Here is an 18067-nt window from a genome sequence, read left to right as displayed (position 1 = left end):
CCCGCATGAGTTTACCCTCGGACGATCGTTCTGCAAGTGACGCTTCCCACGAAGCAGATCTTCCCACTGAAGCGGAAACCGTCGCTCAAGGCGTCGACGACGACATCGTCGAGTCCAATCGACGCCTGCTAGACGGCTGGCGATGGTGGCTATTCGCTACCCTTGCCGTGGTCTATTCGACCTTTCATCTTGTCTCGCTGAACGTCTACCCCCTCGAGACCTGGTCGTTTCGCATCATTCACATCTGCGGCGCCTTGATCCTCGGCTATGGCCTCTACAGCGGCGCCCGCTTCGCGGACGACGACACTCATCCCACCGGACGCTGGGCGACCCATCTGAGCCTGGTGCTACTGGCCCCGGCGCTCTATGCCTTGGTACAGGTCGGGCTGATGTATCGAACCCTCAGCGGCGAAGCCATGCGCATCGAACCTGCCATCGAAGCTTGGCACTTTGGATATCCGCTCATCACCGCCAGCGCAGCCGCCATATTGCTTTCCTGGGGCTATCGCCAGGAGCGCCAGCGCTTGAGCCCTGCTGACGGCGTGCTGATGGTCTGCGCCCTGGCCAGCGCCGGCTACTTGCTGATGATCTACAACACGCCGCTACGCATGTCTACCGGCACCTCCTTTGCCCCCATAGGCATTTCCTACGCAGCGATTGCCGGCTCGCTGCTAATCCTCGAGCTGACCCGCCGAGTAGCGGGACTGGCACTGGTGATCATCTCGGCGATTTTCCTTACCTATGTCTTCGCCGGCCCCTACTTGCCAGGCTTTTTGGGGTATCCAGGGCTATCCGTAGGACGCTTCTTCAGCCAGGTCTATACCGATGCGGGCATCCTAGGCCCTACCACAGCGGTATCATCCACCTACATCATCTTGTTCATCATCTTCGCCGCCTTCCTGCAGGCCTCCAAGGTCGGCGACTACTTCGTCAATTTCGCTTTCGCCGCCGCCGGGCGATCCCGGGGCGGTCCGGCCAAGGTGGCGATCTTCGCCTCGGGGCTGATGGGCATGATCAACGGCACCAGCGCCGGCAACGTGGTCTCCACCGGTTCATTGACCATTCCGCTGATGAAGAAAGTCGGCTATCCCAGCCGTAGCGCCGGCGCCATCGAGGCGGCGGCCTCCACCGGCGGTCAGATCATGCCGCCGATCATGGGAGCCGGGGCCTTCATCATGGCGGAAATTACCGGCATTCCCTACACCGAGATTGCCGTGGCGGCACTGATACCCGCGGTACTCTACTTCGCCTCGGTGTACTTCATGGTCGACTTCGAGGCGGCCTACAAGGGCATGCGGGGCATGCGCAGCGACGAGATTCCGCGCTTCTCCCGACTGCTCAAGCAGGTCTACTTGTTCGCACCCATCGTGATCCTGATCGCCGCCCTGTTCATGGGGTATTCGGTAATTCGTGCCGGTACTCTGGCGACCGCCTCGGCGGCGGTGGTGAGCTGGCTCTCGCCCCACAAGATGGGCGTGCGCTCCGTGCTCAAGGCGTTGGAAATGGCCGGCACCATGGCTATTCAGATCATCGCAGTGTGCGCTTGCGCCGGCATCATCGTAGGGGTGATCTCGCTGACCGGCGTCGGATCGCGCTTCTCGTCGCTGCTGCTCGGCCTCGCCGGCTTCAGCCAGTTGCTGGCGCTGCTGTTCGCCATGTGCATCAGCATCCTGCTGGGCATGGGCATGCCGACCACCGCAGCCTATGCAGTGGCGGCCTCGGTGGTGGCCCCCGGGCTGATCGACATCGGCATCCAGCCCCTGGTGGCGCACTTCTTCGTGTTCTATTTTGCCGTGGTCTCGGCCATCACGCCGCCGGTGGCCCTGGCCTCCTACGCTGCGGCAGGCATCTCCGGAGCCAACGCCATGCAGACCTCGGTGACCTCGTTCAAGATCGGCCTGGCCGCCTTCATCGTGCCGTTCATGTTCTTCTACAGCCCGGCGATGCTGATGGAGGGCTCCTGGCTGCAGATCCTGCGGGTCGGACTCACCGCGACGCTCGGCATCGTGTTGCTGGCAGCCTCGGTACAAGGCTGGTTCTTCGGGCCGATCAAGGCGCTGGTGCGCTTACTCCTGCTGATCGGCGCGGTATGCATGATCTACGGCGGGATTTACAGTGATCTGGCGGGCCTGGCGATTGGCATTATCGTTTTCCTGATGCAACGCGGATCATCGCCGGGAGGTAAACCCTCACCAGCCAACTCATGAAGCAACGCTAAATATCACTATAACCAATAGCCCCCGTCAGAATTCTGACGGGGGCTATCAGCTTCGTGATTGTCATGATTTTTCAATGCGAGGGACTACTTCTCGACGACTCCGCAGGCGACCCGAGCGCCGCCGCCTCCCAATTCAGGCTGGTCGGAATAGGTGTCGCCACCTTCATGAATGATCACAGCATGACCCTTGAGGTCCGCCATCTCGAGCCGGGGTGCCAGAACCGGGGTGATGGCGTTGCCTTCTTCGCCGACCATGAGCACCGGCAGATCGCCCAGATGACCGTTACCATAGGGCCCTTGGTGGGTGCCGGTCCCCTCGGGATCGAAATGACCGCCGGCGGCGGCCGCCGCGACCTGTTCACCGCCCTTCTCGGCGGGCTCACAGCTGGCGTTCTGGTGAACATGGAAGCCATGCATGCCCCCCTCGAGATCACTCAGGTCGGGGGTAAGCAGAAGCCCATAGTCGCTGTCTTCGAGCGTGACGGTCCCGATGCTATCGCCAACGCCTTCGGCATCGACCTGGTGCATCTCGATACTCTGTTCAGCCTGCACGGTGCCTGCCAATAGCAGCGTGCTCATACCCAACAATAGCTTTGAACGTAACATGCCTTTCTCCTGTCCTTGAGTACGACATCCGTCTACAGGCTAGCCAAGACCCGGCATTCTGCCAACCCGGCACACTTCACGCGATATTGTCGACGATCCGGAGACTGGGAGCCGCCTGGTTCAGCGTATAGAAGTGCAACCCGGGGGCACCGCCTTCTAACAGACGCTGGCAAAGTCGCGACACCACCTCTTCACCGAAGGCTTCGATGCTCTCTTTATCATCACCGTAAGCCTCGAGCTGCTTGCGTATCCAGCGCGGGATATCGGCGCCGCAGGCATCGGAAAAACGCGCCAGCTTGGTGTAATTGGTGATCGGCATGATACCCGGCAAGATAGGGGCCTCGATGCCCAAGGCACGTACTCGATCCACGAAGTGGAAATAGGCATCGGCGTTGAAGAAGTACTGGGTGATGGCCATGTTGGCACCGGCACGCATCTTGCGCACGAAGTTTTCCAGATCCTTATCGAAGCTCGGCGCCTGGGGATGCGACTCTGGATAGGCGGCCACGGCGATCTCGAAGTGATTCCCGGTCTCCTCTCGGATGAACTCGACCAGCTCATTGGCATAGCGCAGCTCGCCAATGCTCCCCATGCCGGACGGCAGATCACCACGTAAGGCCACCAGGCTGTCGATGCCCGATTCGCGATAATTAACCAGCAACTCCCGCAATTCACCCTTGTCGCTGCCCACGCAGGAGATGTGGGGCGCGGTGGTGATACCACACTCGCTGACCTGCTTGACGGTATTGACAGTACGCGCTTGCGTCGAACCGCCTGCGCCATAGGTCACCGAGAAAAAGTGCGGCTTACGCTCGGCCAGAGCATTCCGGGTTTGCATCAGCTTCTCACGACCGACATCGGTAGTCGGTGGAAAGAATTCGAAACTGATGCCCAGTGGGTGCTCTTGCGTGCTCATCGATGCCAACCTCATGAATATTTTTTCAGTTATCACTTGCCAAGGCGTACTCGGCTACAAACGGATCTTGGCCTATCAAGGTCTTCATTGTGCCTACCGCCAAGACGAGGAACCAATGAAAGTTTCGTGGTACAGCATCGAAATCGTTCATGGACACGTGGATATAGGCTCCAGCCAGAGCTACCGCGTCCACCCCTCAGATAACGTCGTCTCACAGTCGCCTCCGGTCAAACAGGCTTCGCCTTCGAGCTGCAAGGTAGCGTGGGTGATGCCGAAGCGCTCGCGAAGCACAGTGTAGGCTTGTTTCAGTACGTAGGCATGATCGGCTCCGTCGCACACCACCAGGTGCAGGCTGAGCAGCGGGTCCTGCGGAGTCAGACCCCAGAGGTGCACATCATGCAGGCTCTCGACCTCATCGATCGATTCCAGGGCCGTTCGAATCTCGGCCACCTCGACTCCATCCGGGGTGCCTTCGAGCAGCGTATGCGCGGAACGACGCAGTATCTGCCAGGCCGCACGCAGGATCAGTCCGGCGGCGAGCACCGAGAGAATCGGGTCGGCAGCGTTCCAGCCGGTGAACATGATGATCAAGGCGGCAGCAATGGCCGCAACCGAGCCCAACAGATCGCCCAGCACGTGCATCGCCGCGCCACGCAAGTTGATATTGTCGCTGTCGCCGCGGTGGAGGACCACAAAAGCGACGATGTTCACGAACAAGCCAATGACCGCGATAGTCATCATCGGCCCTGCCATCACGTCCACCGGCGACATGAGACGATCAATGGCGGAGTAGAAAATCCATAATGCGATGGCGAACAGGGTCAGGCCATTGACGAAGGCCGCCAACACCTGGAAACGACGATAACCGAAGGTGCGCTGGCGATCCGGTGAACGCGCGCTTAAACGAAATGCCACCAGCGCCATGGCCAGGGACGCGCTGTCGCTGAACATATGGCCGGCGTCTGCCAGCAGGGCGAGGGAGCCCGAGATGATGCCACCGACGAACTCGGCAATCATGAAGCCCGCCGTCAGCAACATGGCCCAGAACACCCGCTTCTCGCTATCAGCAGTCACCGTCGGAGCATGATCGTGGTCGTGGGAATGGCCATGTCCGTGGTGGGCATGATCGTGAGAGTCGGACTGCGATGAGGCGTGCTGCGCCATCGATAAACTCCGGTGATGATAAACGTGTGTTCTCTAGTGTAACGCCTCTGCCCGGAGTGCGCGTCAAGTGACCACCCACCCTCCCGTTTGCATCACATCCCAGGCACTATAAGCCCTTTGATTATTCGGAGCTGCTGATGCTCGAGGTCGACCTTTCCCAACCGCTATGGATGCTACTGGCCTTCGTCGGCCTGGGCTGGCTCGCCGCCCGGCGTCTTGCGGTGGATCCACGCCCCATCGCCACGCTATTGATCTACATCATCGCTCCGCTGACCTTCTTTCGCGGTCTCACCCTGGGTGGCCCTAGTATCGATTATCTGCTGCTGACCGCGGCGCTTTTTCTACTCTCGAGTCTCATCGGCTTGATGGTGAGCTTGATCGCACGGCCTTTTTTTGCGGCAGAAGAAGCCGCGCTGCTGGCCTTCTCGGCGGGTACCGGCAACACCGGCTACTTCGGCCTGCCCATTGCCATGGTACTGCTACCCCCGGAAGGCGTGACCCTTTACCTGTTCTGCCTGTTGGGCATCACGCTTTATGAATTCACCGTCGGCTATTACCTGAGTGCCCGGGGCCGTTTCTCGGTGCGGGAAAGCCTGGCCAAGATCCTGCGCCTGCCATTGATCTACGCCTTCGCCGCCGCCTTGCTGGTCAGCGGTCTCGGCTTACCCGTTCCCGGCGCCATCATGGAAGGACTCGATTACTTCAAGTACAGCTACACGGTGCTGGGCATGATGATCATCGGCATGACCCTGGGGCGGGTGACCCTGCGCGAGGTGGATGTACGCTTCATCGCCGCCTGCGTCGCGGCCCGCTATATACTCTGGCCGATGATCAGCCTGATTGCGGTCTTGCTGTTGCGGGCGAGTGTCGGAATCTCCGAGACACTGGCCATGGCGCTACTGCTGCTTGGGGTGGTGCCGATGGCCGCCAACGTGGTGGTAGTCGCCATGGAGTTGAACATACGTCCGGAAAAGGGCGCCATTGCCGTGTTGCTGACCACCCTGGCAGCTCCGTTGCTGATTCCTTGGTACCTGAAGATTCTATTGCCGCTGGGCGGACTGGGATGAGCGCAATCAGAGCGCCCCGGCCGCATGCATATGCGAATAGAAGATCGATACGCCGATGGTGATCAGCACCAGGCCGCCCAGCACCTCCGCACGACGCCCGAGCAACGAGCCGACCCTTGGGCCGATCAATACCCCCAGAGTACTGATACAACAGGATACTGCACCCACGATAGCGACGGCATGCCAGATAGGGACATCGATGAAGGCCAGGGTCACGCCGATCGCGGCTCCATCGATGCTGGTACCCAGCGCCGCAAGCAGCGTCTTTATCCCACTCTGAGACGACGCGTCACAGGCATCTTCCTCGCCACCATCACTCAGCCCCTCATGGATCATGTGACCACCGACTGCTCCTAGCAGCAGCAGCGCGATCCAGTGATCGATCTCGGTAATCAGGCTGGCGAACCCCGAGCCAAGTAGCCAGCCCAGCAATACCATACCGGCTTCGACACTGCCGAACACCAGGCCAGTGCGCAGCGCTACACGCACATCGGAACGCCAGTTGCAGGCACCACGGGCGACACTCACAGCGAAGGCATCTGCCGATAGGCCTATGGCCATGAAAAAATTCGATACGAGCGACATGCATTAAACCTACCGATGATTGCAGTGCGTATGATACCTGATAAGGATGTGAACCGCTGATCGCCATCGGTGATGTTACGTTACCGACGCTAGCCACCCGGCCAAATAATTCTCGCCTCCAATCCTTGGGGCTCACGGTTACTCAATTTCAAATGGGCCTGCTGGCGTTGCGCCAGCTCCACGACAATGGATAAGCCGAGGCCGCTCCCGGTAGTGCGTTGGTCCGAAGCCCGACGAAAGCGCTCGGTGACCGTGCCGAGAAGCTCGTCGGGAATCCCCGGGCCAGTATCTCGTACAATGACTTGCGGGGTACCCCGCTGGCTGCAAAGTTCGACGTCGACATGCCCTCCTTCCGGGGTATAGCGCAGCGCGTTGTCCAACAGGTTGCGCAGCAGAATACCGACTTCCACCGGATCGGCGTACACCATCAACCGTGTCAGTCCCGTTAACGAGAGCTCCTGTCCACGCGCGTGCGCCAGGGGCCAGAGGTCGGCGGTGAGTTCGACGACGATAGGATAAATATCGATCGATCGGGCCTGGTTGCTCGAGGCACGATCGAGTCTTGCCAACACCAATAGCTGCTCCACCACCCGTTGAAGCCGTTTCACTCCAATGGTGGCTTTTTGTAGCGAGTCTGCTTCGCCAGCCTGAGCGTTTTCAAGATGGATCTTGAGAGCCGCCAGGGGCGTGCGCAGTTCGTGGGCCGCATCCGCAGTGAAGCGTCGCTCGCGCTCCAGCGTCTTGCCCAGCCGATCGATGAAATCGTTCAGCGATTGCTGAAGTCCATCGAGTTCTTGGGGCACATCGAGATCGATCGAAGTGAGATCCTGACCATCTCGCCCCTGGACCTGACGGGACAGAAGTGCGATGGGGGAAAGTCCCCGGCGAATGATGCGAACCATCAACCACAGCAGTAGCGGTAGCAGAAGCAGCACCGGCCATAGGTTGTTGAGAGCCACGCGCTGAACGATCTCCTCGAGGAAATCAGCTCTCACCCCCACGCCGATCCAGGTGGCACTGGCCTTATCGAACAGGCTGAACACTCGCCAGCGATCGCCGGCATACTCGACCCAACGATAACCTTCGGCTTTAGGCCCCGGGAAAGGATCGCTCTCGTTCCACCTGGCGCCCAGCAGACGAGGCGAGCCATCGGCATTCCAGAAGCCGATCGACAGCATACGCTCTTCCTCATGATAGAGGGGCGCGGTGGAGGCTCTCGGAGAACGGGGCTCGATCTCGCCCTTCACGTACGTTCGGGCTTCATGATCCGGCAAGGCGAGCCGCTGAGCGATGCGGCGATACTCGTCGCGGGTGGTGGCGGGAGAAATCAGTCCGGCGACGATGCGCCCTTGCAGGCTCAACTGAGCATCGAGGATCTCCTCCAATTCATGATCGGTGATCAGATAGGCCGCCGTGACCGTCAAAAGCGCCGTCATCGCCAGCACCAGCGCCAGGGTCCGGGCAAGATAGCGACGAATGGATTTCATGCGGCTTGACTGTCCAGTCGGTAGCCGATGCCCCGCACGGTGACGATCAATGCCTTGTCGAGTTTCTTGCGCAGGTGATGCACATGCACTTCCACCGCATTGGATTCCACCTCCTCGCCCCAACCGTAGAGCAGGCTTTCCAGGCGTGGCCGTGAGAGCACCCTATCCGGATGCCGAGCCAACTCAAGCAGTAGTGCATACTCCCGCCGACTCAACTTGATCTCGCGGCCCTGCCAACTCACCCAATGACGGGCCTCGTCGATGCACAGCTCGCCCAGGGTCAACACCTGCGAGGCTCGCCCCCCGGCCCGGCGCGTCACCACCCGCAGGCGGGCCAGTAATTCCTGCAGATCGAAGGGCTTGAGCACATAATCGTCGGCTCCGGCATCCAGCCCCAGGATACGTTCTTCCACCGCATCCCGGGCCGTCAGGATCAGTATCGGCAAAGGCGAATGCCCTCTGACCCGGTTCAGCACCTGCATGCCGTCCATGTCGGGTAGCCCCAGGTCAAGGATCATCACCGAGAACTCTTCGTTGTCGATGGCAGCGACTGCCTCACGCCCACGAGTGAACCAGTCGACCACATAGTTTTCACGCTCCAAGGCAATCTTGATGCCATCGCCCAACAGCGGATCGTCTTCCACCAATAGTATGCGCACGCCCCACCCTCATCGACTCATTGGGCATCCTCGCCCCCAGGCTCCATGCTTTTCCTGAAGGACATACCCAATATCAATAGCAACGTTGGTGTGCAGAGTGTAGCGACAGGATCCTTAAGAATCCCTTAAGGCTACCGGTGCAGGCTATACGAGCCTATTCGCGGGAGTAACGCATGAAGGTTCTTATCACCGGCATGGCCGGGTTCATCGGTCATGCCTTGGCGCGCCGGCTTGCCGAAGATGCGAGTCATGAGATCCTGGGTATCGACAACCTCAACGAGTACTACGATGCCGCCATCAAGCAGGCGCGATTGAACGACCTGTCGGGCTTCGCCAACGTGCGTTTCCAGCGCCTGGATCTCACCGATGCCGAGGGCATGCAGCGCCTATTCGCCGGCACGCACTTCGACTGCGTGGTTCACCTGGCGGCTCAGGCAGGGGTGAGATACTCACTGGATCACCCCGAGGTCTATGGCCAATCCAATCTGATCGGCCATTTGAACGTGCTGGAAGGGTGCCGTCGACAGAAGGTCGGGCATCTGGTCTACGCATCCTCCAGTTCAGTCTATGGCCGCAATGCCAAGGTGCCTTTTTCCGTCGAGGACAATGTCGATCAGCCCGTCAGCCTCTATGCCGCTACCAAGAAGTCCAACGAGCTGATGGCCCATTCCTACGCCCATCTTTATGACTTGCCGACCACGGGGCTGCGCTTCTTCACCGTCTATGGCCCCTGGGGTCGCCCGGACATGGCCCTGTTCAAGTTCACCCGTAACATTCTAGAAGGCAGGCCCATCGAGCTCTATAACCAGGGCGACATGTCTCGGGACTTCACCTATATCGACGATATCACGGAAAGTATCGCGCGCATCATGGACATCGTGCCGCGACATGGAGCACAGGACGACGCGCCTCCTTATCGGCTCTACAATATCGGTCATGGCGGCCCCATCAGTCTGATGACGCTGGTACGCACCCTCGAAGAGGCGACCGGGATCGAGGCCCGCTGTGACTACTTGCCGATGCAGCCCGGGGACATGCAGCACACCTGGGCGGATGCCGAACCCCTGTTCACCGCCACGGGCTTTCGACCACGCACCGACGTGGCCGAGGGAGTGCGACGCTTCGTCGACTGGTATCGTCACTATTACAATGGCGTCGTCCAGCCGGTCAACGCCAAGCCGCCTTGTTCGAGACTAGGTTAAACACACATTGCGACATTACTTCATGGAACTTCTGCCCATGCCGCAGCCATCACTCTCCATCCTCATTCCGGCCAAGGACGAAGCGGGCAATCTGACTCAGCTGCTGGATGAAATTGATGCCGCTCTCTCCGACGAGGCATACGAAATCCTGGTCGTCGACGATGGCTCGACGGACACTACATGGACGCTACTCAGCCAACGCGCTGCAAGCGATGTACGCCTGCGACCTCTGCGCCACATGCGCAGCGCCGGACAGAGCACCTCGCTATGGCAGGCCGCCTGGGCCGCTCGCGGCACTTGGCTGGCGACCCTGGACGGGGATGGCCAGAATGATCCCGCCGACCTCCCGCGCCTTTACGACAAGGCGCGTCAGGAAGGCATCACCCTGGTCAACGGGCACCGCGTCTTGCGGCGCGATACCTGGTTCACGAAATTCTCCTCCCGGGTCGCCAACCGCGTGCGTTCGACACTGCTCAAGGACGACACCCCGGACACCGGCTGCGGCCTCAAGGTCATCCGCCGCGACGCCTTCCTGGCCTTGCCCTATTTCGATCATATGCACCGCTTCATCCCCGCGCTGATTCTGGCCCAGGGCGGCCGGTGCGTCTCTGTACCGGTCAATCACCGCCCCCGGGGCGCGGGGAAATCCCACTATGGCTTGAACAACCGCCTCTGGGTAGGACTGGTGGATATCATCGGCGTCATGTGGCTGCGTCGGCGCAGCCGGCTTCCCGCGCCCCTCGAAAGCGAAGCATCCAAGGCCTTGGAGCACGATACATCCGGCCTGCACACCAAGGAGCACCCATGACCACTGAATGGCTCTGGCTGGGCATCGGCTTTCTGGGGCAGGCCCTCTTCTCGGCACGCTTTCTCGTGCAGTGGCTGGCCAGTGAACGCGCCAAGCGCAGCATCGTGCCCACGGCATTCTGGTTTTTAAGCCTGGGGGGTGGCGCCACCCTTCTGGCCTATGCCCTCTATCGCCGCGACCCGGTATTCATCGCCGGCCAGGGCGCCGGGCTGTTCATCTATGTCCGCAACCTGATGCTGATTCGTCGCGAAACACGCCAGCGCGCCGAAACCTCGGACACATCCTCCTGACCAGGATTCGCATCACCATGCATCGCCCTGCTTATCTGCGTCACTTGAGCCACGACTATCGCTGGTCATGGCTTCTCGTCATGATCTTTGCCCTGGTGCTGCTGGGCTTGGGAATAGGCCTGCGCGACCCCTGGCCCGCCGACGAGCCGCGCTTCGCCCTGAATGCGCTCGAAATGCTCAAGACCGGCCAATTCTGGTTTCCCCATCGCGGCGGCGAACCCTATCCCGACAAGCCACCGCTGTTCATGTGGGCATCGGCGCTTTCCATCGCCATCACCGGCTCGGTGCGACTGGGTTTCCTGCTTCCCTCGTTGTTCGCCGCCCTGGGTACTCTAGCGCTGGTGATGGACCTGACACGCCGCCTGCATGGTCAGCGGATTGCCCTGTTCGCAGGCCTGGCGCTACTCGCCACCCTGCAGTTCGTGCTGCAGGCCAAGGCCGCCCAGATCGACATGCTGCTGACTTTCTTCACCACCCTGGGCGCCTATGGGTTACTACGCCACGCTCTACTCGGGCCGGCGCGAACCTGGTGGTTCATCGGCTTCGCGGCGATGGGGCTCGGCATCATCACCAAGGGCGTCGGCTTTCTGCCCTTGCTGCTATTACCGGCCTGGCTATGGCTGGCCTGGCGCGGTCAGGCCACGAAAATCACCTGGAAGGATCTGGGCTCGGGCTTGACGCTTATGATCGCCGTCGTCGCCCTGTGGGCGCTGCCGATGATCCTGGTTGCCACCTTCGGTGACGACCCGAATCTTGCGGCCTATCGCGACAACATCCTTTTCAAGCAGACCGGCGAGCGCTATGCCGATTCCTGGCACCATCTAAAGCCCTGGTATTATTACCTGGTCGAGGTGCTGCCCTGGGCCTGGATGCCTTTGGTGCTGGCGCTACCCTGGGCGATACCCGCCTGGTGGCGCCGGGCCCGGCGTCACGATGCACGCCTGCTGCTGCCGCTGAGCGGGGTGATCCTGATCCTGGTGTTCTTCTCCTTGTCGCCGGGCAAGCGCGGCGTCTACGTCTTGCCGACAATTCCGCTGCTGGTGCTTGCGCTGGCCCCCCTCCTGCCGGGCCTGCTGGGCAAACGAGGCCTCCATTGGCTCGGCACCGGCGTACTGGTCCTGCTGGGCGGGGTCCTGCTGGCTGCCGGCCTGCTCGGCGCCCTGGGGCTGCCGGCGCTGACCACGCTCGCCGAGCGTCACGACATCGTGCCCTGGGCCTGGTGGGTCCTGCTTGGTGCCACGGCCGCGGGGTTGCTGGCCTGGCTGCGACCACGACGCGGCATGCTGGCTCTGCCGCTATGGCTGGTGGTGTTCTGGGTGACCTGGTCGACCTGGGGCTATGCGCTGCAGAACGAGACGCGCTCACCGCGTCGCATGATGCAGGAGATCGTCACGATCACCGGTGATGATGCCTGGCTGGCGTTGCCGAGTTTCGACGAGGAGTTTTTGCTGCAATCCCGCCAGCCCAGCGTTCACTTCGGCGACAGGACACCGCTCGATGCGCAGTTCGGCCGCGCCTTCGCCTGGTTGCAGGAAGCCCCGAATCGGCGCTGGATGCTCACCGAGCATCGGCGGACCAGCGGCTATCCCTGTATCGACCTGAGCCAGGCCCAGGACATGGGTCATCAGAACAGCGACGACTGGTGGCTGATCCCGGGGAGCGCTGTCACGCGTTGCAGCGGCAACGAGGAGGCGGCACCGCTGTACGTGGCGCCCACGACACTAAGTGAAGACTACAGAATTGCTGAATAAATCGCCGAGCGAGATGAAGTGCAAGGCGCACGGAGCACAGAAGACGAGACATAACATGGGGTTAGGCGATCTTCAACCGGGCTGGCGCACCAGCACCGCGCAACGCAGCAATTCGCTTGCGCAGGCATTTATGCAGTGATTCCCTAGCGCCCGTCGTAGAGACAACGACCACCCACAAAGGTACATTGCGGCTGCAGCGCATCGTTAATCAGCGTCACGTCCGCATCGAAACCAACGGCCAGATGCCCCTTGCGGTCGTGCAACCCGAGTACCCGGGCCACGTTGCCGGAGATCAGGCCCAAGGCCTCCTCGAGCGGCAGCACCTGCTCACGCACAAGTCGCTGCCAGTCCGTGATCAGGGCGGTATTGCGCGCGACCTTCATGCCCAGATATTCGCCCTTGGCGTCGAACTCCGGCAGGCTGCCGTTGCAATCGGAACTCAGGGTGATTTGCCCTCTCGGAACACCACGATCGAGCAACAATGAGACCGCGTCGAAGGCCGAAAGACCGTCCTCGCCGGCGTCCTCGAAGGCGGTCACATCCACGCAGGCGTGGAAGGTCAGCGCATAGTCGACAGCTTCTTCGAGCAAGGCGCGGTGACGATTCACATGGGTAGGAATCACCTGATCGGCGGGAATCTCGGTCTCCGCCAGCAAGCGGCGCAGCGGCTCCAGCCCACGCTTGCCATCGCCGACGTGGAAATGGCAGATGCCACGCTTGCCCGCCAGCATGGCACCCACCCGCGTGTCGCTGACCAGCCGCGCGATCTCGTCCTGGCGCGGTTGACTCGAGCGATGATCCGAAATCGCCAGTTCGCCTAGGCCGATGATCTCGGGAATCCAGGCCAGGTCGCGCTGCAGATCTCCAGTGAGAGTCGGCGGCGGCACGCGATAGGACCCGGTGTACATATAGGCCGAGACGCCTTCTGCGCATAACCCGCGAACCTTGGCCAAGAGATCCGCCGGCGAACGGCTGATGCCGTCGGTGCCGAGCACCCCCACGACCGTTGCAATACCCATGCTCGCGATCTCATGAGCGGTGATCTCGGGGCAACGGGTGCCACAGCCCCCCTCGCCGCCGCCGCCGGTCACATGCACATGCTGGTCGATGAAGGCCGGCACGGCGGTAAGCTCAGGAGCTTCTATCAGCGCCACCGGCCACCCCTCCGGGATAGCAAGATCGCGCCCGAGTGCAGCGACTCGGCCATTCGCGATCAGGATGTCGGTTTCTTCGCGCGGCTCCGGCGCAAGGATGCGACCGACCCGCAGCAGGGTCATCAGCGGGGCGTCGTGTGCATGTCGGGTCATCGCGAAGGGTCACCTGTGGCGGCGGGTGGATAGAATGCCTGGGTATTCAATTACCGCTGCTCGCCTGGGGCGTCGAGAAGCGACGTCCCTTGAGGCGTTCGATGGCGCCGTCGATATCGTCGATCAGCAACACCAACAGGTCGCCCTCGTCTGCCTCTTCCAGCGCCCTCTCAACGGCCCGATCCTCCTGCAGGACGACCTCGACCCGGCAGCCCCCTGGCACCGACTCGGCGCCATCGCGCAGCAGCGCAGCGGCTTCTCCAATGGCACGCCCACGCGGGTCGGTCTCGTAGATGAACACCCTGTCATGCATCTTGGCGAGCTGCGCCCCCAGGTCGAAGAGATCCTCGTCGCGACGATTGCCCGGGGCGCTGGCCACGCCGATGCGGCGCTTCGCCGGAATGCGACTCACGAGTTCGCCGAGCGCCTCGAGGGCCGGCACGTTGTGCCCGTAATCGATCAGCACCTGCATGCCGTCCACTTCGATGAGATTGGTACGTCCAGGGTTCTGTCCTGGCGTCGGGTGGAACGTCTGCAAGCCCATCTGGATGTCGCCGATGGAGAGCCCCAGCGCATAGGCGGCGGCGCTGGCGGCCAGTGCATTGGCGACGTTGAAGTGAGCGTGGCCTTCGAAGGTGATCGGCACATCCACGATTGGAATCACCTCCGCCTCGACCTGGCCCTGGCGCATCACGAGTCGCTCGTGATGGACGGTGAAGACGACGCCATGCGCCGCAACATGCTCACGAACGGCAGGCGAGTCGGGGTCGAGAGTGAAGAAGACGATATCACCGCGAGCCCATTCGCGGCTGTCGAGCACCCGGGGATCGTCGGCATTGAGCACTGCTGTACCCCCCGGGCGCACGGCGTCGATCACCACGGTCTTGCAGCGGGCCAGTTCGTCAAGGGTATATATATCGTGCTCACCCAGGTGATCGCTGGCGATGTTGAGCAGCACGCCAACATCGCATTCGTCGAAACCGAGTCCGCGTCGTATGATGCCGCCTCGCGCCACCTCGAGGACGGCGTACTCGACCGTGGGCTCACGCAGGACGATCGCCGCCGCTTGCGGCCCGCTGTAGTCGCCGCGCAGGATGACATGGTTGTCGATCTCGATCACACCGGTACAGGCCATGCCGACGTTACGCCCTGCCTGGCGCAGCAGATGCGAGAGCAGGCGTACCGTGGTCGTCTTGCCGTTGGTGCCGGTGACCGCGACGATGGGGATGCGTCCGGTGTCGTCGCTGACCGGGAACAGCATGTCGATCACCGGTTGACCAACGTCGCGCTCCTTGCCGTGGGTCGGTGACAGATGCATGCGAAACCCCGGGCCGGCATTGACCTCGACCACCGCGGCGGACTGCTCCTCCAACGGCCGGGTCAGGGTTTCGGCCAGGAGATCGATGCCGATGATATCGAGACCGATCAAGCGTGAGATGCGCTCCGCGATATAGCGTACCTCTGGATGGACATCGTCGGTTACGTCTGTGGCGGTGCCCCCGGTGCTGAGGTTCGCGGTGGGCTTCAGGTAGACGATTTCGTCCTTGGGGATGACGCTTTGCAGGGTCAGGTTTTGCTGGCCGATCAGCCGCAGGGACTGCTCATCCAGCTCGATCTGGGTGAGCAGATTTTCGTGCCCGATACCGCGACGCGGGTCCTGGTTTTCTTGATCCACCAACGCCTGCAGCCTGGTGCTGCCATCACCGATCACATGCGCCGGGCGCCGCCGCGCCGCGGCCACCAGCTTGCCGTCGATCACCAGGAGGCGATGGTCCTCGCCCTTGATGAATTGCTCGACGATCACCTCCGGGTTATGCCGGGATGCAATGGTAAAGGCCTCCCGCAATTCGGCGTCGTTCTGAATATCCGTACTCACGCCGCGGCCGTGATTGCCTTCCAGCGGTTTCACCGCCACGGGATAGCCGATGAGTCCCACGCTCTCGAGGGCCTCGTCGAATGAACTGCATACAAATCCATGAGGTACCGGAACGCCCGCATCGCCGAGCACCTGCTTGGTCCAGTCCTTGTCGCCGGCGATGCTATGGCTGATCAGATCTGTGCGGCCGGTCACCGTTGCCTGGATACGCTGCTGCCGATGGCCGTGACCCAGTTGAATATAGCTGCTGTTCTCGTTCAAACGGGTCCAGGGGATGCTGCGCCTTTCTGCGGCACTCACGATCGCGGCGGTGGACGGTCCCAGCATGTGGGCATCGCGCACCGCCTTCAGTCGATCGATGATCGCCGGCATGTCGATATCGTCACCGTTGAATAATCGTTCTACGAACGCCACCGCCTCGACACCGGCCGCCAGCCCGCATGCCTCGTCCCTGTAGCGGTAGACGACGTTATAGATGCCGCTTTCGTAGGAATCCACCGTCTTGCCGTATCCCACAGAAAAGCCAATCAGGTTCTGCAGCTCGATCGCCACGTGCTCGACGATATGCCCCGCCCAGGTGCCACGTGCCACACGCTCCAGGAAGCCCCCGGGCCGGCCGACCGAGCAGCGATGCTCCTGCAGTGTCGGCAATAGCTCACTGATGCGCTCGACGATGTCGGGAATGGTGTCGCTCGGTCGTTCCTCGAGTTCTCCAATGTCCAGACGCATGTAGATGGCTCTATAGCGGCTATAGTAGTTCGGTCCTCTCAGTGCCCTATGTTCCAGGATGTTCATTGATTATCCGCCAGTAGAGCTTTGAGTTCGTCGGCGACGAGATAGCGACGCGCCTCGATATCGAAGCCGTGACCGCTGACCATGGCATGGAGAATCATGTTCTCGACGGCCACTGGCTCCCCCATCGACAGATCAGCGATGTTGGAGCGTGCCAGATTCCGGCTGTCGATAATGATGACGTGCTTGGGGCCAATGGCTTCGAGGACCCGGTTCGGATGCACGATCACGCCGGCATCCTCGCCCAATCCTACTCCTAAATACTCTGGGTTGGTGGCGCCGACCTGCATTAGACGCGAGAAGCGACCGCGTTCAAGAAAGTGGCTGTCGATGATGAGATAGTCGATGAAGCCGAGGCCGGAAGTCATGTTGACACTGCCCTTGCGCAACGCATCAGCAGAAGCACCATTATAGATCATGGTGCTCGGCAAAGCCGCCGCCCCTGCGCTGGTGCCCGCCACCACGGCACCGGCCATCAAGCGTTCGCGGATGGCGTTCAGCACCGCCGAACCGCCGATCACGTTAGTCAGGCGCAACTGGTCGCCGCCGGTGAAGAAGATGACGCCACTCTGGTGGATTAACTGGACATTGCCTGGGTCGGCTGCCTGCTTTCGATCCTGTATATCCAGTGCATGGACGCGGCTCGCACCCAGACGTTCAAAGGCTGCTTGATAGGCGGGAAGTATCTGGTCGGGGATGCCACTCGCCGAGGCGATGACGGCGACTTCGGCATTGGCCACGGGCGCCAGCTCGAAAACCCTTTTCAGAATCTCGAGATCGGAGGTCTTGTCTTCGGCACCGCCGATGGCCACGATGCGGCCAGGTGAAACAGGAGGTTGAGACGTCATATCCTCTTCGTCGCCCAGCGACGCTTTTTTTTAAGGAAGCCACGGCTTCAAGTCCCTGCACATGAAGATCGCCGAATGGCCTAGGATGAAGCCGAAGGAATCACTGAATAAATAGCCGAACGGAATGAAGAACAAGGCGCACGGAACACAAAAGACGAGACATAACACGGGGTTAGGCGAGTCTTTGAGTACCGCGTAACGCAGTGATTCATCCGTGCAGGCATTTAGTCAGTGGTTCCCTAACGCTTTGACCCCATGCCTTCCCTTATACCACCCCACCATCAGCACAACCAGCGCCGCGGCGACGCCTCGCCGGCCTCGGCCCAGGATGGCCGCGGTAAGAAAACATTAAGGTGGCGGGTCGATACTGACTCCCTGAGAGTTCTGAGCCACAGAGAGTCTGCGCTGCATGAATAGAACGACACTTTTGCTTCTCGAGGCAGCGATCGTCGTCGCGGCATATCGTCCGCGGAGGAGCCCGGTGCCCCTAT

At 61.2% G+C, this 18067-nt stretch carries 15 protein-coding genes; 6 read left to right on the top strand and 9 right to left on the bottom strand.

From position 1 onward, the window contains the following. The first annotated feature begins 5 nt into the window (after positions 1–5). On the top strand, positions 6–2207 hold the full coding sequence (locus tag ACPF7Z_RS15320; RefSeq protein ID WP_425194126.1) for a TRAP transporter permease: 2202 nt from the start codon (positions 6–8) through the stop codon (positions 2205–2207). A gap of 95 nt (positions 2208–2302) precedes the next feature. Here ACPF7Z_RS15320 and sodC read toward each other — a convergent pair whose 3' ends face one another. The 3 genes from sodC to ACPF7Z_RS15305 all read right to left on the bottom strand — a co-directional run bounded on the left by sodC (position 2303) and on the right by ACPF7Z_RS15305 (position 4904). Continuing rightward, positions 2303–2824 (bottom strand): superoxide dismutase [Cu-Zn] SodC, encoded by a 522-nt coding sequence (gene sodC / locus ACPF7Z_RS15315; protein WP_425194125.1) that lies wholly within the window; start codon positions 2822–2824, stop codon positions 2303–2305. Positions 2825–2900: 76 nt separating this feature from the next. Next, positions 2901–3740, bottom strand: coding sequence for a methylenetetrahydrofolate reductase [NAD(P)H] (gene metF / locus ACPF7Z_RS15310; RefSeq protein ID WP_425194124.1), 840 nt, complete (start codon positions 3738–3740; stop codon positions 2901–2903). Positions 3741–3920: 180 nt separating this feature from the next. Beyond that, entirely contained in the window at positions 3921–4904 is a 984-nt protein-coding gene (locus tag ACPF7Z_RS15305; protein ID WP_425194123.1) for a cation diffusion facilitator family transporter, read from the bottom strand. A gap of 137 nt (positions 4905–5041) precedes the next feature. Between ACPF7Z_RS15305 and ACPF7Z_RS15300 the strand changes: the two genes are divergently transcribed. After that, positions 5042–5971 carry an AEC family transporter gene (locus tag ACPF7Z_RS15300; RefSeq protein ID WP_425194122.1) on the top strand — a complete coding sequence of 310 codons (930 nt, stop codon included), beginning with the start codon at positions 5042–5044 and terminating at the stop codon, positions 5969–5971. 6 nt (positions 5972–5977) lie between these two features. On the opposite strand, the gene ACPF7Z_RS15295 is transcribed toward ACPF7Z_RS15300, so the two are convergent. The 3 genes from ACPF7Z_RS15295 to ACPF7Z_RS15285 form a co-directional block, all read right to left on the bottom strand. Further along, positions 5978–6556, bottom strand: coding sequence for a manganese efflux pump MntP family protein (locus ACPF7Z_RS15295; RefSeq protein WP_425194121.1), 579 nt, complete (start codon positions 6554–6556; stop codon positions 5978–5980). Between the two features lie 89 nt (positions 6557–6645). After that, positions 6646–8043 carry an ATP-binding protein gene (locus ACPF7Z_RS15290; protein ID WP_425194120.1) on the bottom strand — a complete coding sequence of 466 codons (1398 nt, stop codon included), beginning with the start codon at positions 8041–8043 and terminating at the stop codon, positions 6646–6648. Beyond that, the gene (locus ACPF7Z_RS15285; protein ID WP_425194119.1) at positions 8040–8702 is read right to left on the bottom strand and encodes a response regulator transcription factor; all 663 of its coding nucleotides are present in this window, start codon (positions 8700–8702) and stop codon (positions 8040–8042) included. The genes ACPF7Z_RS15290 and ACPF7Z_RS15285 overlap by 4 nt, the downstream gene beginning before the upstream one ends. Positions 8703–8875: 173 nt before the next feature. Here ACPF7Z_RS15285 and ACPF7Z_RS15280 point away from each other — a divergent pair, with 173 nt between their 5' ends. The 4 genes from ACPF7Z_RS15280 to ACPF7Z_RS15265 are packed head-to-tail and all read left to right on the top strand — an operon-like array spanning position 8876 to position 12753. After that, positions 8876–9904, top strand: coding sequence for an NAD-dependent epimerase/dehydratase family protein (locus tag ACPF7Z_RS15280; protein WP_425194118.1), 1029 nt, complete (start codon positions 8876–8878; stop codon positions 9902–9904). Between the two features lie 37 nt (positions 9905–9941). Continuing rightward, positions 9942–10712, top strand: coding sequence for a glycosyltransferase family 2 protein (locus tag ACPF7Z_RS15275; protein ID WP_425194117.1), 771 nt, complete (start codon positions 9942–9944; stop codon positions 10710–10712). Next, entirely contained in the window at positions 10709–11002 is a 294-nt protein-coding gene (locus ACPF7Z_RS15270; RefSeq protein ID WP_425194116.1) for a lipid-A-disaccharide synthase N-terminal domain-containing protein, read from the top strand. The genes ACPF7Z_RS15275 and ACPF7Z_RS15270 overlap by 4 nt, the downstream gene beginning before the upstream one ends. Before the next feature lie 17 nt (positions 11003–11019). Further along, the gene (locus ACPF7Z_RS15265) at positions 11020–12753 is read left to right on the top strand and encodes an ArnT family glycosyltransferase (protein ID WP_425194115.1); all 1734 of its coding nucleotides are present in this window, start codon (positions 11020–11022) and stop codon (positions 12751–12753) included. Between the two features lie 143 nt (positions 12754–12896). Here ACPF7Z_RS15265 and iadA read toward each other — a convergent pair whose 3' ends face one another. The 3 genes from iadA to ACPF7Z_RS15250 are packed head-to-tail and all read right to left on the bottom strand — an operon-like array spanning position 12897 to position 17576. Next, complete coding sequence (iadA, locus tag ACPF7Z_RS15260; RefSeq protein ID WP_425194114.1) at positions 12897–14060, bottom strand: beta-aspartyl-peptidase; 1164 nt, start codon at positions 14058–14060, stop codon at positions 12897–12899. 46 nt (positions 14061–14106) lie between these two features. After that, on the bottom strand, positions 14107–16731 hold the full coding sequence (gene cphA / locus ACPF7Z_RS15255) for a cyanophycin synthetase (protein WP_425194113.1): 2625 nt from the start codon (positions 16729–16731) through the stop codon (positions 14107–14109). Continuing rightward, positions 16728–17576, bottom strand: a complete 849-nt coding sequence (locus tag ACPF7Z_RS15250; protein WP_425194112.1) for a cyanophycinase — start codon at positions 17574–17576, stop codon at positions 16728–16730. The genes cphA and ACPF7Z_RS15250 overlap by 4 nt, the downstream gene beginning before the upstream one ends. Positions 17577–18067: the final 491 nt, after the last annotated feature.

Source organism: Halomonas sp. GXIMD04776 (genome assembly GCF_049808615.1).
Classification (GTDB): Bacteria; Pseudomonadota; Gammaproteobacteria; order Pseudomonadales; family Halomonadaceae; genus Modicisalibacter.
The sequence above is the reverse complement of the archived record's forward strand: the minus strand, read 5'-3'. Positions and strand labels throughout refer to the sequence as shown.

Excerpts from the sequence above, each read along its gene's own strand:
- ACPF7Z_RS15320 (WP_425194126.1), top strand. The coding sequence starts at position 6 with ATGAGTTTACCCTCGGACGATCGTTCTGCAAGTGACGCTTCCCACGAA.
- sodC (WP_425194125.1), bottom strand. The coding sequence starts at position 2,824 with ATGTTACGTTCAAAGCTATTGTTGGGTATGAGCACGCTGCTATTGGCA.
- metF (WP_425194124.1), bottom strand. The coding sequence starts at position 3,740 with ATGAGCACGCAAGAGCACCCACTGGGCATCAGTTTCGAATTCTTTCCA.
- ACPF7Z_RS15305 (WP_425194123.1), bottom strand. The coding sequence starts at position 4,904 with ATGGCGCAGCACGCCTCATCGCAGTCCGACTCTCACGATCATGCCCAC.
- ACPF7Z_RS15300 (WP_425194122.1), top strand. The coding sequence starts at position 5,042 with ATGCTCGAGGTCGACCTTTCCCAACCGCTATGGATGCTACTGGCCTTC.
- ACPF7Z_RS15295 (WP_425194121.1), bottom strand. The coding sequence starts at position 6,556 with ATGTCGCTCGTATCGAATTTTTTCATGGCCATAGGCCTATCGGCAGAT.
- ACPF7Z_RS15290 (WP_425194120.1), bottom strand. The coding sequence starts at position 8,043 with ATGAAATCCATTCGTCGCTATCTTGCCCGGACCCTGGCGCTGGTGCTG.
- ACPF7Z_RS15280 (WP_425194118.1), top strand. The coding sequence starts at position 8,876 with ATGAAGGTTCTTATCACCGGCATGGCCGGGTTCATCGGTCATGCCTTG.
- ACPF7Z_RS15275 (WP_425194117.1), top strand. The coding sequence starts at position 9,942 with ATGCCGCAGCCATCACTCTCCATCCTCATTCCGGCCAAGGACGAAGCG.
- ACPF7Z_RS15270 (WP_425194116.1), top strand. The coding sequence starts at position 10,709 with ATGACCACTGAATGGCTCTGGCTGGGCATCGGCTTTCTGGGGCAGGCC.
- ACPF7Z_RS15265 (WP_425194115.1), top strand. The coding sequence starts at position 11,020 with ATGCATCGCCCTGCTTATCTGCGTCACTTGAGCCACGACTATCGCTGG.
- iadA (WP_425194114.1), bottom strand. The coding sequence starts at position 14,060 with ATGACCCGACATGCACACGACGCCCCGCTGATGACCCTGCTGCGGGTC.
- cphA (WP_425194113.1), bottom strand. The coding sequence starts at position 16,731 with ATGAACATCCTGGAACATAGGGCACTGAGAGGACCGAACTACTATAGC.
- ACPF7Z_RS15250 (WP_425194112.1), bottom strand. The coding sequence starts at position 17,576 with ATGACGTCTCAACCTCCTGTTTCACCTGGCCGCATCGTGGCCATCGGC.